Raw genomic sequence first — 15,681 nt, forward strand, 5'->3', positions numbered from 1 at the left:
GTGGGCGTGGCTCATGCGGGGAGGTCTCCTCGGTCGGTGCGGCCGGCCTCGACGAGTCGGGCGTAGACGCCTCCGGCTTCGAGCAGGCCGGCGTGGTCGCCGGTGGCGTCCAGCCGTCCCGCGTCGAGGACGACGATGTGGTCGGCGTGCCGGACGGCGGCGAGGCGGTGGGCGATCACCAGGACGGTGCGGTCGCCGGCGGCGTTCAGCAGTTCGCGGACGATGTCCGCCTCGCGGCGTTCGTCGACCGAGCTCGTCGCCTCGTCGAGGACGAGCACGGGGGCGTCCGCCAACAGGGCCCGGGCGAGCGCGAGCCGCTGCCGCTGCCCGCCGGACAGGGTGGCGCCGCGTTCGCCGAGCACGGTGGCGTAGCCGTCGGGGAGGGCGGCTATCTCCTCGTGGACGCCCGCGCCGCGCGCCGCCAACGTCAGGTCGTCGTCCGTGGCGTCCGGGCGGGCCATGCGCAGGTTGTCGGCGATGGTGGCGTGGAAGAGGTAGGTGTCCTGCGACACCACGGCGATGCCCTGCCGCAGGGCGTCGAGGGCGTACGCGGCCGTGGGCCGCCCGTCGAGGGTGATGCGGCCTTCGTGCGGGTCGTGGTGGCGTAGGAGCAGGGCGAGGAGGGTGGACTTGCCGGCGCCGGACGGGCCGACGATCGCTGTCGTACGTCCTGCCGGGGCGGTGAAGGAGACGCTGTGGAGGGCGGGCGCAGGGGCGCCGTCGTAGGCGAACCGGACCTTCTCGAAACGGAGTTCCGGGGGCGCGGGCCAGTCCGCGCGTGCCGTTCCCGTGTCGCGTACCGCCGGTTCTGCGGTCCGCAGCACCGCGATCCCGTCCGCGGCCGACACGCCGAGGTATCCCGCGTGCCACTCACGAGCGAGGTCGCGGACCGGCCGGAAACACTCGGAGGCGAGGAGCAGCACCAGGTAGGTGCCGGTCGCCGTCGTGGATCCGCTGACGGCCGACCAGCCGGCGAGGAGCGCGGCGGCGGCGGTGCCTCCCTGGATGGCGAGGTCGGTAATGCCGGTGTCGACCAGGGAGACGCGCAGTTTGGCGACCGTCGCCCGGTGCAGGGCCGCCGAGCGCTTCTCCAGGCGTTCGCGGGTGCGGCCGACCGCGCCTGCGGCCCGCAGGGCGGGCATGCCTTGCAGGGCTTCCAGGTAGTCGGCGCCCAGTTCTTCGTACGTGTCCCAGTGCTCCTTTCCGCGAGCGGCGAGGAGGCTGTCCCAGGCGCGCGGGCCGCACAGGGCGAGGAGCAGGGCGGGTACGAGACCGAGCAGCGCCGCCGGTTCCACCACGGCCAGGGCGGCGAGGACCAGGGGCGGTACGGTCAAGGTGATCAGGAGCTGCGGCAGGTAGCGGGAGACGTAGGCATCGACGCCCTCCACGCCGTCGACGAGGGTGGTGCGTACGGCTCCGGCGCGGGCGGCCGTCAGGTGTGCAGGCCCCAACCTCCCTAGGTGGGCGAGGAGTTCGTCCCGTAGCGCGACCCTGACCTCGGCCCCGGCGCGGGTGGCGGTGCGCCGCTGCCACGTGCCGAGTCCGGCGCGGGCGGCGACGACGGCGAGCACCGCGCCGAGCAGCCAAGGGAGTTCTCCGGTGTGGCCGCGGGCCAGGGCGGCGAGCACGAGGGCCAGCAGGGCCGCCTGCGCGAGATGGGTGAGGGTGACGGCACCTTGCAGGAGAGTGGCGTGGAGCAGGGAGTGCCGTGCGGGTCGGGTGGCGCGGCGCAGTTCGGGGTGGACGATCATGTGGTGGTCTCCTCGTCGGCGTGGAGGGTGCCGAGGGCCAGTCCGTGGACGATCCAGTCCTGGCCGGGTGGGGCGCCGAGTGCGGCGCCGAGGTCCGCCTGCTGCCACGAGCCGACGGGCCGGGCGGCGAGCCCGTGGCGCCGGGCGGTGAGGTGGGCGAGGTGGACGGCGAATCCGGCGCGCAGGTGGGTGCGGCGGATGTGCTGTTCGTCGGCGTCCGTGGGGCAACCGCGAGCGAGCAGGACGGCTCCGGCGTCCGCGATCCACGCCTGCCGCGCCGCCCAGACCGCGAGCGTCGGGCGGGCCTCCCCCGCGGCGTACCGTCGCAGTGTCGTGCCTTCGGAGGCCAGCTCCAGCAGGCCGGGCCGTGGCGGGCCGACGGCGACGCACCAGCGCACTGCGCCGGCGCCCGCCCGTACGGCGGTGGCGAGGACAGCCCGCAGCGCGTCCGCCGTCGGGGTACCCGACAGCGGCGGCGGGGCACTGCGACGGGCCAGCAGCTCCGCCGCCGTGGGCGCGGTCGCCGACGGCCGGGGGCGGCTCGGTGCACCGTCGGGCCGGTGGGACAGCGGGAGGATGTGTACGGCGGCGAGCGGGCTCCGGGCGCGGCCGTCAAGCACGAGGTCGGGCTCCCCCGCACCCAGCGCACGCGCCGCGAGGAACAGCGCGGCGGCGGCGTGCCCGGTGTCGAGGAGCAGCAGAGGCCAGGCACGGTGACCGTAGTGGGAGACCGTACGCCGGGCGGTGACGGACAGTTCGGCGGTCACGCCCGGCGGCGTGCGGTCGGGTTGCCGGCCGATGCGGTGAGCTGGGTGGACGGAGTGGACTCGGTGGACGCGGTGGACGGGGTGGACGGGGTGGACGCGGTGGACGCGGTGGCGCAGCGGGTCGTATCCGTAGCGGCCGGGCGGCAGGGAACAGCCGGCGCCGACGACGAGTGCGGTGTCCACCGGGTGCAGCGCACCCGCGGATGCCACGGGCCTCAGCCGCCCGGAGCCGTCCGAGGCTGCCAGGGAGAGGCGCAACAGGGCACCCAGGTCGAGGTCCGCCGGGCCGGCTCCCGGGATCGGGCGCGGCGGCCCCGGCCACGCCGGGACGGCCGTCCCGGCGGGTGTGTCGGGGCCGGGCAGCTGCGGGGAGCGGGCGCGGGCGAGCGCGGCGGCGAGGTCCAGCGGGTGGCCTGCATCGAGGCGTTCCCCGTCCAACGAGGTTTCCCCATAAAGGAGTTCGCCTTCCATCGCGCGGCCGCCCTCATCGAGGTGTTCCACAGCGCTCCTCCTCACATGTGCGGCGGAGGAGCGAGCGTGAAGTCCTCGGGTGCGCCGGGCTCGGTCGTACGCCAGCCTCGGCGGACGGCTGCTTCGGCGAGGCGCGGGCAGCCGAAGTAGCCGAAGGCGGCGGGGGCGTTGGGGAGGAGGCCGGAGACGAGGACCCGGGCCACCCGCAGGGACGTCTCGGCCACGTCCTCGGTGGTCAGGTCGAACGTCATGACACGGTGGCCGCCCGCGTGCAAGGCGCTCTCCAGCCGGGCGCGGCTGCCGGGCTCGACCGCGGCGACGGATACGGTGCCGTGGGCGGGTTCGGTGAATCGCCGCGCCTCTGCCGTCATCCGTTCGTCGAGCCATACCTGTACGTGCGCGCCCAGGTCCCGTACATGCTCGAACTGCCGCCCGCACGCGTCGAGATAGCGGCCGTCGGCGCGGTGCTCCAGGTAGAGGCCACGGGCGAGCAGGCCGGCCTCGGCGGCCTGGAAGACCCAGCCGTCGGGGTCGGTCAGGCCCTGGGTGAAGACCCAGGTGTGGACCGCTTCGAGCACCGCCTTGCGGGCCGCCTCGGCGGGGTCGTACTTGCACGCGAACCCGGCCGCGTACAGGCCGAGTCGGGGGTCGTGGACGAGCGCCGCCATGCACGGGGCGAACTCGGACGGCATCTCGACGATGTGGACGTCGAGCGCGGAACCGGCCAGGTCGTCCATGAGGCCGGGCACGCTGGCCGGGTCGATTCCGCGGGTGGATCCGTCGAGGTGCCACCACAGTTCCAAAGCGTCGCGTTCGACGATCTCCAGCAGGCCGCGTTCGACGGCGTCGTCGAAGCCCTGACCGGTGGCGATGCCCGCGTAGTTGAGGTGATGGGTCCGGGGCAGCTCGCGCAGGTCGCCCTGGCGCCAGTTGAGGTGAGTGAGGGCGACGGGTGCCCAGACCTCCGTCGTACGTCCTCCGGACAGCCGTTCGGTGCCGCGCGTCCACAGGGACGGGGTGTCGGCGGCGAGGGGGCGGTAGGGGAACTTCTCCCGGGTGTACTGCCAGGGCGCGTACGCGGGCAGGGCATCGGGGCCGTACAGTCGCAGACCCTTCTCCGTGAGTTCGGCGGCGGTGGCGCGCAGGGGGGCGTCGCGGTGGCCGGGCGGGGGCACGCGGTTGCCGCAGTACCGTTCTATGCCCTCGGCTATGGCGGCGATCCGGGCTTGCTCGGGGTCGCCGAAGGTGGTGCCGAGGGAGACCCGGTCGGCGGGCCACAGGCCGAGTCTGCGGGCGTCGGATATCTCGGCGGTGTACGCGGTGTAGCGGGGTGGGGCGCCCGGGGGGTGTTCGACGGGCTTGACCTCGCGGACGATGCCGCAGACGGGGTCGACGAGTGCTTCCAGCGGCAGCGTCGTCATCGCAGGATCTCCTTGGCGGGGTCGGTGGAGGTGGGGCGGGTGGGGAGGACGTGCAGGGTCAGCGTCACGCTCGCCGGGTCGACCTCTCGCCGGGAGGCGAGCAGCCGGTCGACCGTGATGGGGTCGTCCCCGGTGTGGGGGTTACGGGCATGCGCCGGGAAATGGTGTCCGGCGATCTCGAGCCGCAGCCGCGTGCCGGCGCGCAGCCGCCGCGCGAGCCGGCCGAGTTCGACGGTGAACTCCGGGTGCCGGTTTGCGGGTTCCTTGCGTGGCGGGGCACCGACGGCAAGGCGGCGTTCGGCGGTGAACTCCGCTTGCCGGTCTGCCGGTTCCTCGCGCCGCAGGACGCCGACGGCGAGGCGTTCGGCGGTCCCGTCCGGGGTGAGGGCGACGAGGCGGGCGGCCCAGTCGGCGGACGGGGTGTCGGCGGTGGCTCGTAGCCGTAGCCGTACGGGCCCGACGGCGTCTAGCGGTCGCGGGAGCGGCGGGGAGACCAGCAGGCAACGGTCGGGGACTCCCCCGGTGGGCACGGTGAGGTCGTCGGAGCGGACGGGGCTGTCGGGGTCGGCGGTGAAGCGGGACCCGTGCAGGAGCCGCAGCGGCTGCGTACGGGGTTCACCTTCGGTCCCCGGGGGCATCCACAGGTCGCCGCCGCCCAGCGCCAGCGCGCCGTGGCGGCCGGGGGCGAGCCCGCCGGTCAGGGCGCGGCGTGCCCACTCCGCGTACAACTCGCCCAGGACGACCCGGTGGGCGGGGCCCGCGTCGGGTCCGGGCGCGGAGACGAGGCCGTGGCCCCAAGGACCGAGCAGCAGGTGCGCCGACGGTCCGCCCCAGGTCCGCCACAGCGCGACGGTGTCCTCGGTGAAGTGGTCGTGGTGGCCGCCGACCACGAGCAGGGGTACGTCGGCGTGCGCCGCCCGGAACGCGAGTCGGCCGCGTTCACGGTGTCGCCACAGTCCCGCCCAGGAGGGCAGGCTTCGCCCCAGCCGCTCGGGGAGGGTGGCGAGGGGCAGGTGGGTGAGCAGGCCGGGGTCCGCGGCGAGGGCCTGCTCCAGCGCACCCTCGTCGGAGTCGCACCGGTCGCCGTGGGCGGCCCACCATCCGGCGCGGGCCAACAGCCGTTCCACGCCGGAGGGTTCGCGCGCGGTCTCGGCGGCGCCGAGTGCGGGTACGGCGGCGATGACGGCGTCGGGGCGAGCCTCCCCGGACACATCGAGGGAGAGTGCGAGCGCGCAGTGGGCGGCGTAGGAGGCGCCGACGGCGACGTACCGGCCGTCGCTCCACGGCTGCCGCCTGAGCCATCGGGCCGTCGCCGCCCCGTCGGCAGCCTCGTTCTCGTAAGGGCGCCACTCCCCCGGCGAGGCGAAGCGGCCGCGGACGTCCTGGACGACGGCGGCGAAACCGCGACGGGCCCAGCCGCGCGCCTCGGCCAGGTGCCGGGAACGGTCGTAGGGGGTGCGGATGAGGACGGCGGGGAAGGAGCCGGCGCCGCCGGGAAGGCACACGTCCGTGGCGAGACCTCCGACACGCGCCGTACGGAGGGACGTCATCCGTCCTTCTTCGGTGTCGGCACGACCGGCATCGCAGCCATCGGCAGCGCATCCACCGGCATCGGTGCGACCGGCCTCGCTGCGACCGATGTCGGTGCGACCGGCATCGTCGCGACGACGGGCACCGGCAGGACGGGGTGGTCGGTGACGGTCAGCGTGCGCAGGTCCACCTGCCGGAGTCGGCGCCGTGCGGGGAACCCCGCCGCGTCGGGGGTCCCGGTGGCCCACCGGCCGAGGTCGTCGGCCAGCAGTGCCGCGAGCAGCGCGGCGGCCGGAACGGTGAGTCGGACCGGTGTGCCCGTCGTGCGGGGCCCGCTCCAGTAGGCGGCCAGTTCCCGGTGGGCGGGGGTCGCGGCCAGCCGGCGGGCCCGTACGTGGGCCGCGGTGACATCGCCCGGCCCGGCGGCGAGGGGTTCGACGTACGCCTGCCACCCCTCGCGGTGGCAGCGAAGCCACGCGACCCCGTGCTCGGGCAGCCGGTCAGCGGCCTCCCACAGCCCGTCGGGTACAGGGCCGTCGAGGCACCACACGACGGCGGCGGGGGCTCCGGCGAGCAGGTTCTCGATCTCCACCGGCGACGTGTCCGCGTCGGTGACGGCCGGTGCGGTCCGGGGCTCGGCGCCCAGGGCGGCCAGGTGCGCCGCCAGCGGTCGGATCACGGCCGGGTCGCCGAGGAGCCGGATGTCGCGGCGGTCGGCGGGCCACTGCGGAAGCTGAGGCTCGTCCGCCAGGTATCCCGCCTCCTCGAAGGCCCGGACGACACGGTGCAGTTCCTCGTCCAGCGGGGCCCGGTCCGCACCGGAAAGCACGGAGAGCCCGGAGAGCCCGGAAAGCACGGACAGCAGGTCGCCACCCTTCGCGTCTCCTGTCTTCCTGACGCTGAGGAACTCTCCTTCGGCGGTGCGGACGGCGAGACCCCGCCCAGGCACGGTGACGACTTCGACACCCGGTACGAGCCGACTGCGGGACACAGGATCTCCTGACGAAGGGGGCTGGGATGGGCGTGGGCCCGCCCGAAAGGCAACGGGCGGGCCCACGGTCGAGAGAGGGGGTAAGGCCCCTCCCTTACTCCTCGGTGTCCTCGAAGGGGTTCTCGACGAGCGCGTTGGAGTGGCTGGCCGAGGCGTGGGCCAGCTGACCCGGGTCGGCGATGGGGGCGAAGATCTGCTCGTTGTCCATGAACTCTCCTAGTTCGTAAGGGAGATGCGGCGTTCGGTCGAGCGCCGCGAATCGAACACTAATGGCACTGATTTTCATTTTCTAGAGGGGAGAGGGTGATCTGGGTAACACACCGGCCAGCCGCCCTCAGGGTCGATGCCGACCCGGCCAGCCACCTTCAGCACGTCGGCGAGCAGCGCCGGCGTGACGACCTCCTTCGGCGCCCCGTCGGCCACCACGCGGCCTTCGCGCAGCGCGACGACGCGTTCGGCAAACCGGGCGGCGTGGGCCAGGTCGTGCAGCACCATGACCACCGTGAGCCCGCGCTCCTCCCGCAGGCGGACCACCGTCCGCAGCACGTCGAGCTGGTGATGCAGGTCCAGATACGTCGTCGGCTCGTCGAGCAGCAGGACGCGGGTGTCCTGGGCGAGGGCCATCGCGAGCCTCACCCGCTGCCGCTCGCCTCCGGACAGCGCGTCGACGTCACGGTCGGCCCACTCCTCCACCCCGACGTCGCGCAAGGCCCGGTGCACGACGGCATCGTCACCTTCGCGCAGCATGCCCAGCGGGCCGCGGGCCGCGTAACGCCCCTGCCGCACCAAGTGACGAACCGTCATTCCCGGTACGGTCGGAGCCGATTGATGGAGCAGGGCCACTCTGGCCGCCGTGGCGCGCCGGGTGAGCCCGGCGAGGTCGTCCCCGCCGAGCAGTACCCGCCCACGGTCCGGCCGGAGCAGCCCGGCGGACAGGCGCAGCAGGGTCGACTTGCCGCAGCCGTTGAGGCCGATGAGGGCTGTCAGTTCGCCCGGCCGGATGGTCAGGTCGACGCCCCGCAGCACGGGCCGTGTGGGATAGCCGAAGTGGACCCCCTCGACGTGGATCCCCATGCACTCGCTCGTGGTCATGCTCAGTCCTCCGTCGGCTCTCAGAACGTATGGCTCGGCGCGCGGCGCACCACGACCAGCAGCAGGGCCGCGCCCAGGCAGGCGGTGAGCGCTCCGACCGGAAGCGTGAGCCGTCCGGCGTCCAGCGCCTCGGCAAGGAGCCGCGAGCCCAGCTGCGCCGCGGCGTCCGCCCCGCACACGACGACCGCGCCCATCAGCGCGGCGCCGGGAAGGCTCGCCCGCAGGTCCGCGCCGAACACGGCGACGGCGAGATGCGGGACGAGCAGTCCCACGAAGCCCAGCGCACCCACAGCGGCCACGGCACCCGCCGTCAGCGCCACCGCGCATAGCAGGGCGAGGGTTCGGGCGCGCCGGGCGGAGAGGCCGGCGGCCAGCGCGATGTCGTCGCCGCAGCGCAAGAGGGTGAGCGGCCCGGCCAGCAGCCAGGCAGCGACCCCCCAGACCAGCGCCCATGGCCACAGCAGATGCCAGTGCTCCCACACCCGCCCCTCCGTGGTGCCCACCAACCACTGCACGACGCTGCCGAGTTCCCCCGGCTTCACGAGCAGCACCATGGCCGTGAGCCCGCCGAGCACCGCCGACACCAGCACTCCGTGCATGGCGATCCGGGCGGGGTCGCCACCCGCGCGACCGGCGAGCAGCCAGAGCAGCAGCGCTCCGGCGCATCCGCCCGCGCAGGCGGCGAGCACCACGGCCAGCGGTGAGTCCCACCCCGCGAGGCCCAGGGCCGTGGCGGTGACGGCACCAAGGACCGCCCCTGGTGTCACACCCGTCACTTCGGGACCGGCGAGGGGGTTGCGCAGCGCGGACTGGAGGACCAGCCCGGCCACGGCGAGGGACGCGCCCGCCCCCAGGGCCACCAGCGTTCTGGGCAGCCGCAGTTGCAGGAGAATGTGCCGCTCCGTCACGTCCCCGCCGCCACCCAGTACGTCCCAGACCGCGCCCGGGGACATGCCGCGCCCGGCCAGCAACTCCACCCCGGCGCACACGACGGCGAGCCCCGCGAGGACCCCGAGGGGTCTGAGGGCCCCGACGGCCCCGAGGGCCACGAATCGACGGCTCACTGCGCGTCCTCCGTTCCGGTCTTCTCTCCTTGGCGCGGGGAGGCTCCGCCGGTCCCCGGCCCGCCGTGCGGCACCGCCCCTTGTGCGGAACCGGCCGGGTTACGCCCTCCGGTACGAGCGCGGCGGCGGCCCGATCGCATCAGGGCGACGCCGGCCGGGACTCCGAGCAGCGCGGTCCAGGCACCGGCCGGGGTCTCCACGGGTGCCAGCGCCAGCCGGGCGGGGACATCCGCGACGGTCACGACGACCGCACCCCACGCGGCGGACCACGGGAGCCAACGCACCGCTCCCGACGCGGGGTTGAACCAGCGGGCGAGGTGCGGGGCGAGGAACCCCACCCAGGCGACGGGCCCGCACACGGCCGTGACGGGCGCGATCAGCACGACGGCGATGGCCAGCGCGGCCAGCCGGGCCCGCTGGGCGCGTACACCCAGCGCCTCGGCGTCCTCGTCGCCCAGCCGCATCACCGACAGCACCGGAGCGCAGAGCACGAGCGCGGGGGCCGCGACGAGCAGCCACGGCCACAGTCCCGCGACGTCGTCCCAGGTGCGGGCGGAGAGGGACCCGAGCAGGTAGCGGTAGATGAGCTGGAGGTCGAGCTGGTCCGCCATGACCATCAGGACGAGCAGCGCGGCCTGCAACGCGGCCGCGACCGCGGCGCCGGTCAGCAGCACCGCGGACGGGCTGCGCCCGAGCCCGGCGGCCAGCAGGGTCAGCCCACCGCCGAGCGCGGCCCCGCCGAGCGCGAGCAGGGGCTCGACCGCCGCGGGCAGCGAGAGCGCCAGCACCAGCGGCGCGGCCACGCCCAGCGCCGCCCCGGAGGAGACGCCCAGCATTTCCGGCACCGCGAGGGGGTTGCGGAGCGCCTCCTGGAGCACGAGCCCCGCCGCGCCCAGGCAGGCTCCGGCGATCAGCGCCAACACCAGTCTTGGGATGCGGAGTTCGGTGACGACGATCCCGGCGAGCGTGGTGTCCCCTTCCAGCACCGCGCCGAGGATGCGATGCGGTGGCACGGAGGGGGTACCGAGGCAGAGCGCGCAGACGGAGGCGGCGATCAGCACCCCGATCACCAGGAGGGGCTGCCACCTCCGTGCACGCGGTGAGGACCGCCGAGGAGTTCCGGCCAGTCCCGCCGGGCCTTCGACCACCGAAGGCCCCGAGGAGGGCGCCCTCACCGCAGCGCGGCCGTGGCCTCGTCGAGGACGATGCCCATCGAGCGGGTACCGCGCCCCTTGGCCCACACCTCGGAGTTCACCTCGTGGACGTCGCCGTTCTTCACGGCCGGGATCTTGCTCCAGAGGGGGTTCTTCGCCAGCTTCTCCGACAGCTTGCCGTCCGCGCCGCCGAAGCTCATCGTCTCGACGAACAGGACGTCGACGTCCCGGGCGAGGATCTCTTCGAGGCTGTAACTGCCTTCCACACCACGGGATTTCCACGGGTATTCGGCGAGCTTGGGGAACAGGCCGGCGGTCACGTCACCGTCCGGCGTCGCGACGCCGAAGTTCTCGTCGCTGCCGTAGATGATGAGGGCCGCCTTGTCGCTCGGAGCCTTCTCCGCCTGGGCGAGCTTGGTCCGGAAGGCCCTCTCGGCCTTCTCCCCCTGGGCGGTACGGCCGGTGAGGGCGGCGGCGTCGCGCAGGTAACCCACGCCGTCCTCCCACGTCTCGGGCTGCATGGCCCAGAACGTGGTGGCGCCCTTCAGCGCGGGGGCGAGCTTCCCGTGGGTGTCCCCCAGGCCGATCACGAGGTCCGGCTTGTGGGAGAGGATCGCCTCCACCTCGGGGGCGATGAATCCGCCGGGGATGACGTCGACCTTCTTCGCCTTGTCCTCCCCGAGGAATCCGGGGTGGGCGAGCAGCGCGCTGTTGGTGGCCGTCGGGACGATGCCGAGTTCGGTCAGGATGTCGTCGCAGAGCGCGAACAGGCAGACGATCCGCTGCGGTTGCTTCTCCAGGGAGACCTTGGAGCCGTTCACATCGGTCAACTCGGTGGCCGCCTTGATGGGTTCGACGGTGACCTCGGTCTTCGCGCCGGGCCGCACGGCCTTGTCGCTAGCGGGCTCGCCAGGGGTCGAGCCGCAGCCGACCAGGACGGAACCCACCACACCCACGGTGACCCAATTACGGACAAATCTGGACGGTGCGCGCAGCATCGACGCCCTCGCTTCTTCTTCAGGGATCTGGAACGCACCGAACATACATGATAATCGTTTTCACCAAACAGCCCCCCTAGCCGCCCGGAGGACCCATGACCATCACCGCTTCCGTCCTGCTCGTCTCCGACCACATGGCCGGCACGGTGTACGCGCTGACGCTTCCGGACGGCACCGTCACAGGACGCCTGGCCGGGCGCCATCTCTCCGAGCACGCCGGGTTCTTGGCGCTGCCGCGAGGGCGGGTGGCCTGCGTCGACGACCGTCGGGGGGAGCTACTGGTGCTCGACCCGTTCGGTGACGAGCTCGTGGAACTCGCGGTCCCGGTCGCCGTACCGGCCGAGCACCTGGCCTGCGATCCGTCGGGCCGCCTGCTGGCCGTCACGACCGGCCTGGGCGAGAACGCGGAGCCATGGTCGGACCTCCTGACGGTCGTCGACCTGGCCACCGGGGAGACAGCTCGGGTACGCACACGCGTCGGCGAACCAGGCGTGACGGTCCTGGGCGGCGGCGACCCGCTCGTCATCCTCCGGTACCGGGAGCCGGGCGCCCTGGCGGTCCACCGCTTCGCGGATCTCCTCGCGGCCCCGCCCGGCTGCCCCACGGTCACGCCCGACGCGCTCCTGCCCCTGCCGGACGACGGACACGGCGACGCACACGACCCCGTCTCGGGCCAGGTGTTCGCGGCCACGAGCGCGGGAGTGCACGCAGCCCGGAGGAAGGGCGACACGCTCGTGGCCGAGACGCTGATCCCCTGGCAATCCCCCGCCCGAGGCTGGTATCTCCGCCTCGACACCCGCAGACGTGCACTGTGGAGCACCCTGCGCGGCGGCCCCAGGGACCCCCTACGGTGGCCGGACTGGACAAACCAGGCATGGCACCGCGACCTGGAGACGGGCCGCACGCACCTCACCGAGCTCGGCCCCGGCCTGGTCTTCCGCCTGGCCCTGGCCCGAAACCACACCGCCTTCACCCGCATCCACCCCGACGGCGACGAACTGATCCTCCTGTCCGCCGACGACACCCTCCGCCGCGTCCCCCTCCCGGCGATGGACGGCGCGCCACGTCGCGGCGACACCCCCTGGGAGGGCGTCCAACGCCGAGCGCTAGCCGCCTCACCCGGCGCCGACTGGGTGGCCGTCACCCGCGGCGGCCACGGCGAAATACACCTGATCGACGCGACAACAGGCCACGAGGCAACCCGCCTACAGATGAGCACCCCCCTCCATCACGGCGGCCACACGACACTCCTCAGCCGCAACGACGGAGCGGCCGGCGACCCCGTGGGCCGCTGACGGACACCAGGGGACGCGGCCGGCGCCTGCGAACCGGCCACATTCCTGCCCGGCGGCCTCATCCACCCCAAGGGCTGAGCCCACGGCCTCGTACGACCGACCAGGGTCGGCGGCTGCTGTCGGCGCAGCGCTGGATGATCAACCGGTGATGTCGCGTAGGTGGGCGCTGTTAGGTTCGGCTGCGTGCTCAGGGCTGGTCCCTTCGGGCCGGTCGCAGCACCACTCGCGCTACGGGCCCGCTCCGGCGTGCCACGGCCGGTTCGGGTGGTCGCCCGGGCGCCGACGGGGCCCGGCGGTTAGCGGCACGGGCATGGGCTGACAGCGGGGACGCACACGATGGCTACGTTGGATCGGATGGACATGGGGCTGCGGGCCCTGCACCTGCTGGAAGGCCAGCGCATGGCGCGGCGCCTGTTCACGCAGGTGATCGCCACGCAGGTGATCAAGCCCGGCCGCAGCGAGGAAGAGGTCGACAACCGGATCGCCCTGATCGCCCGTGAGGTGTTCGGCGTGCGGGCGGGCCTGGCCGGCCGCAGGTTCGTGCGCTCGGGGCCCAACACCGTGGTGGGCGGGCGATGTCCCGAACGGGTCATCGGCGCGCAGGACCTGGTCGTGCTGGACTTCGGGGCGCTGCTGGCGCCGTATGAGACGGGTTTCGCCCGGACCGTGGCCCTCGGTGACTGTCTCGGGCGGCAGCGCCTCGTGAAGGACCTGGCCTTCGTGGCCGCCGGCGCCCAGGATGCCTTTCGGGCCGACGGTTCCCTCACCGGTCGCGAGCTCTACGCGAAGGTCCGCGACATGGCGGCCGAGGCCGACCGGAGTCTGGGCGCCTGGCATTGCGGTCGGCTGACCGGCACCGCACCCGCCACGTATGCGGAGGCGACGCGGCCGGAGGACTTCATCGGCCCGGACAACGACCGCCCCCTGCGCCGCACGCTGGAGGAGGGGTGGCGGGCCCACTGGATCCTTCAGATCCACCTCGTCGATGAATACAGCGGTTACGCCGCCGTGCACACGGAACTCCTCGACCTCGCCTGAGGTCACATGTGCGCCCGGCCAGGCGCGTCGGGAGGGTGCCCCTGTCGGGCACCCTCCCGCTTCCGCCGCTGCTACTTCGGCGGTGGCTTGATCGGGTCGCTGATCGGGGCGCCGTCCAGGTCGGTTCTGAAGTCGCGGTGGACCGGGGTCTTGTCCGTCGGTGCGGGGAGGGTCGGGCAGGCTATGCCGTCTCCGTCGCGGTCGAGTTCGTTGGGGTCGAGGGTGTCCGCTCGCAGGACCGCTTGCGCGTCGGCCTGGCTCTTGAAGGTGTCGCAGTCGACCACGTGGCCCTTGTGTATGTAGGGGGCTACGTCGAACGTGTGCTCCGGGGCTCGTTCGTTGCCGGCGCACGCCGTCAGTGTGATCGCCGCGATCACGCCGAGCGCCGCGATGGAGGTACGACTGCCCCGTCGTCGTCGCCGGTGAGGCCGGCCGCCCTCGTGGATGTCGCGTATCTGGTCTCGCATGGTTCTAGGCCGATCCCGTCCGGAAGACCGCGACCGTTCCGTCCACCGGATCGACCGCGTAGACCTTCGCCGTCGTGTTGTTCACGGCCAGCGAGCCGAAGTGGCGAGGCGTGCCGAGCGGAGCCTGCGTGAGCAGGGTCGTGCCGTCGGCCACCGCGATGCCGCCCGGGGCTTCGACTGCGCCGTCCGTGCGTTCGGTCTTCAGCTGTGCGACGAAGACCCTGTTGAAGTTCTTCAGCACGGTCATCTTGTGCGCCGCGTTCCCGGAGATGTACGACATTCCGCAGGCTGACGCCTCCCCCGTGACCTTCGTCCCGACGATCCGGTTGATACGGCCCGCCAGGCTGCCGCATCCCGCGAGGGTTCCGCCGTTCGAGAAGACGTAGACCGAGCCTGCCGCGGCGTTGTAGACCGCGGACATGGGGCCGTAGGCCGATCCCGCCGGGTCGTCGATCGGCGTGGAACTGCCGTCGGTGGGGTCGATGGCGATCGTCGTCGCGACGGCGCTCCACGAGCCCTGGGGATCCGCCGTGTCCGGGGCGCACCTCCTGGCGAGGAGGTAGACGAGGTTGCGGTTCGGATCGACGACCGTGCTGCCGCGGACGGTGCCGCCCCGAAGGACGTTTCCGGGGGTGGCACAGCTCGGCTTCGTCGGGAAGTCCACCACGAGCCTCGCCTGGTGGGTCTCCGACGAGATGGCGAAGAGGCCGATGTTGGCGGCGGAGGTCGTGCCGTTGCCGTGCCCCGCCTTCGCGAGGTACACCGCGTGGCGCGAGGGGTCGAAGGAGAAGTCCATGCCGTTGGCCGCGGCCACGAGACCCGCGGAAGGCAAGGGGATCGGCGTCGCCGACGCGCCGCCGGCCGCGATGTAGGCGACCTCGGGCTTGCTCGCGGTGCCGCCGCCGACGTAGACCTCGCCGTTCTCGGGCGAGACGGCCAGGCCACTGACGGCCGCCGTGAAGCCGCTGACCCGGGTCACGCCGTTGGCGTTGGCCGTGTCGATGATCGCGACGCCGTTCGTCCCCCCGACGTAGACCTTCCCCGTGTCGGCGTCGACCGCGATCCGGGTCGGGTTCGACACTGCGCCGGTGATGGCGATCGGAGAGCCGATCGGTTCGTCGGTCCTGCCGTCGATCACGGTCACCTTGCTCAGCTTGCCGCTGCCGCTGCCGCTGGAGACGACGTACACGCGGTTGGCCTTCTCGTCGACCGCGAGGTCGGTCGGGTTCGCGCCCACCGGGATCGGGTCCGCTCCGCGCTCCATCGGTGAGGTGTTGTAGAGCGTGAACGACGACTTCGGGCCCCGGCCGCACTTGTTCTCGTCGCCGACCAGCACCATGTTGTAGACCGGATCGCCGGCCAGCAGCCCGTCGTCCTTCAGGTCGTCGACGGTCCCGTAGCGTCCGTGCCGCGCGCAGTAGGACTCCTGCGCCGTGCGCAGGGTGGCCGCGTCCGCGGCGACCGCGTTCTCGCGGCCCTTGTCGCCGATGCCCCTGACGGAGAACACCACGATGGCGGCGATGACGCCCAGGATCACGATGACCACGAGCAACTCGATGAGCGTGAAGCCGTCCTGGCCTCTGGCGCGCGAGGAGAGCGGGCGAGGGTCCGGTGTCATGGCAGTGGGGCTTCTTTCGATCGA

14 protein-coding genes are annotated in these 15,681 nt (G+C 73.2%); 2 read left to right on the forward strand and 12 right to left on the reverse strand.

Going from position 1 to position 15,681, the window contains the following annotated elements; translation table 11 throughout:
* Nucleotides 1–11: 11 nt before the first annotated feature.
* The 10 genes from ACFXMG_RS11695 to ACFXMG_RS11740 form a co-directional block, all read right to left on the reverse strand.
* A complete protein-coding gene (locus ACFXMG_RS11695; protein WP_383818859.1) occupies nt 12–1,751 on the reverse strand; it encodes an ABC transporter ATP-binding protein/permease in 1,740 nt (579 codons plus the stop codon).
* Nucleotides 1,748–3,019 carry a nitroreductase family protein gene (locus tag ACFXMG_RS11700; protein WP_383818857.1) on the reverse strand — a complete coding sequence of 424 codons (1,272 nt, stop codon included), beginning with the start codon at nt 3,017–3,019 and terminating at the stop codon, nt 1,748–1,750. Before ACFXMG_RS11700 ends, ACFXMG_RS11695 begins: the two co-directional genes overlap by 4 nt.
* A gap of 11 nt (nt 3,020–3,030) precedes the next feature.
* On the reverse strand, nt 3,031–4,410 hold the full coding sequence (locus tag ACFXMG_RS11705; RefSeq protein ID WP_383818856.1) for a YcaO-like family protein: 1,380 nt from the start codon (nt 4,408–4,410) through the stop codon (nt 3,031–3,033).
* The gene (locus ACFXMG_RS11710; RefSeq protein ID WP_383818854.1) at nt 4,407–5,960 is read right to left on the reverse strand and encodes a CocE/NonD family hydrolase; all 1,554 of its coding nucleotides are present in this window, start codon (nt 5,958–5,960) and stop codon (nt 4,407–4,409) included. Before ACFXMG_RS11710 ends, ACFXMG_RS11705 begins: the two co-directional genes overlap by 4 nt.
* Nucleotides 5,957–6,931 (reverse strand): hypothetical protein, encoded by a 975-nt coding sequence (locus ACFXMG_RS11715; protein WP_383818852.1) that lies wholly within the window; start codon nt 6,929–6,931, stop codon nt 5,957–5,959. The genes ACFXMG_RS11710 and ACFXMG_RS11715 overlap by 4 nt, the downstream gene beginning before the upstream one ends.
* A 94-nt stretch (nt 6,932–7,025) precedes the next feature.
* Nucleotides 7,026–7,139 (reverse strand): streptamidine family RiPP, encoded by a 114-nt coding sequence (gene amiA / locus ACFXMG_RS11720; RefSeq protein ID WP_356696513.1) that lies wholly within the window; start codon nt 7,137–7,139, stop codon nt 7,026–7,028.
* Nucleotides 7,140–7,213: 74 nt separating this feature from the next.
* Nucleotides 7,214–8,023: an ABC transporter ATP-binding protein gene (locus ACFXMG_RS11725; protein ID WP_383818850.1), complete on the reverse strand. Its 810-nt coding sequence runs from the start codon at nt 8,021–8,023 to the stop codon at nt 7,214–7,216.
* Nucleotides 8,024–8,043: 20 nt separating this feature from the next.
* Nucleotides 8,044–9,087: a FecCD family ABC transporter permease gene (locus ACFXMG_RS11730; protein WP_383818848.1), complete on the reverse strand. Its 1,044-nt coding sequence runs from the start codon at nt 9,085–9,087 to the stop codon at nt 8,044–8,046.
* Nucleotides 9,084–10,157, reverse strand: coding sequence for a FecCD family ABC transporter permease (locus ACFXMG_RS11735; protein ID WP_383818846.1), 1,074 nt, complete (start codon nt 10,155–10,157; stop codon nt 9,084–9,086). The genes ACFXMG_RS11730 and ACFXMG_RS11735 overlap by 4 nt, the downstream gene beginning before the upstream one ends.
* A 101-nt stretch (nt 10,158–10,258) precedes the next feature.
* A complete protein-coding gene (locus ACFXMG_RS11740; protein ID WP_383818888.1) occupies nt 10,259–11,239 on the reverse strand; it encodes an ABC transporter substrate-binding protein in 981 nt (326 codons plus the stop codon).
* 95 nt (nt 11,240–11,334) lie between these two features.
* Between ACFXMG_RS11740 and ACFXMG_RS11745 the strand changes: the two genes are divergently transcribed.
* Together ACFXMG_RS11745 and ACFXMG_RS11750 are read left to right on the forward strand one after the other, a co-directional pair.
* Nucleotides 11,335–12,534 (forward strand): hypothetical protein, encoded by a 1,200-nt coding sequence (locus ACFXMG_RS11745; protein ID WP_383818845.1) that lies wholly within the window; start codon nt 11,335–11,337, stop codon nt 12,532–12,534.
* A gap of 354 nt (nt 12,535–12,888) precedes the next feature.
* Nucleotides 12,889–13,572, forward strand: coding sequence for a M24 family metallopeptidase (locus tag ACFXMG_RS11750; protein WP_383818843.1), 684 nt, complete (start codon nt 12,889–12,891; stop codon nt 13,570–13,572).
* 71 nt (nt 13,573–13,643) lie between these two features.
* Here ACFXMG_RS11750 and ACFXMG_RS11755 read toward each other — a convergent pair whose 3' ends face one another.
* Complete coding sequence (locus ACFXMG_RS11755; RefSeq protein WP_383818842.1) at nt 13,644–14,039, reverse strand: excalibur calcium-binding domain-containing protein; 396 nt, start codon at nt 14,037–14,039, stop codon at nt 13,644–13,646.
* Nucleotides 14,040–14,043: 4 nt separating this feature from the next.
* Nucleotides 14,044–15,657, reverse strand: a complete 1,614-nt coding sequence (locus tag ACFXMG_RS11760; RefSeq protein ID WP_383818840.1) for a prepilin-type N-terminal cleavage/methylation domain-containing protein — start codon at nt 15,655–15,657, stop codon at nt 14,044–14,046.
* Nucleotides 15,658–15,681: the final 24 nt, after the last annotated feature.

The organism is Streptomyces sp. NPDC059201, assembly GCF_042754585.1.
Lineage (GTDB): Bacteria > Actinomycetota > Actinomycetes > Streptomycetales > Streptomycetaceae > Streptomyces.

Coding starts and splice junctions, on each gene's coding strand:
- ACFXMG_RS11695 (WP_383818859.1), bottom strand. CDS start 1,751: ATGATCGTCCACCCCGAACTGCGCCGCGCCACCCGACCCGCACGGCAC.
- ACFXMG_RS11710 (WP_383818854.1), bottom strand. CDS start 5,960: ATGACGTCCCTCCGTACGGCGCGTGTCGGAGGTCTCGCCACGGACGTG.
- ACFXMG_RS11705 (WP_383818856.1), bottom strand. CDS start 4,410: ATGACGACGCTGCCGCTGGAAGCACTCGTCGACCCCGTCTGCGGCATC.
- ACFXMG_RS11745 (WP_383818845.1), top strand. CDS start 11,335: ATGACCATCACCGCTTCCGTCCTGCTCGTCTCCGACCACATGGCCGGC.
- ACFXMG_RS11760 (WP_383818840.1), bottom strand. CDS start 15,657: ATGACACCGGACCCTCGCCCGCTCTCCTCGCGCGCCAGAGGCCAGGAC.
- ACFXMG_RS11750 (WP_383818843.1), top strand. CDS start 12,889: ATGGACATGGGGCTGCGGGCCCTGCACCTGCTGGAAGGCCAGCGCATG.
- ACFXMG_RS11755 (WP_383818842.1), bottom strand. CDS start 14,039: ATGCGAGACCAGATACGCGACATCCACGAGGGCGGCCGGCCTCACCGG.
- amiA (WP_356696513.1), bottom strand. CDS start 7,139: ATGGACAACGAGCAGATCTTCGCCCCCATCGCCGACCCGGGTCAGCTG.
- ACFXMG_RS11725 (WP_383818850.1), bottom strand. CDS start 8,023: ATGACCACGAGCGAGTGCATGGGGATCCACGTCGAGGGGGTCCACTTC.
- ACFXMG_RS11740 (WP_383818888.1), bottom strand. CDS start 11,239: ATGCTGCGCGCACCGTCCAGATTTGTCCGTAATTGGGTCACCGTGGGT.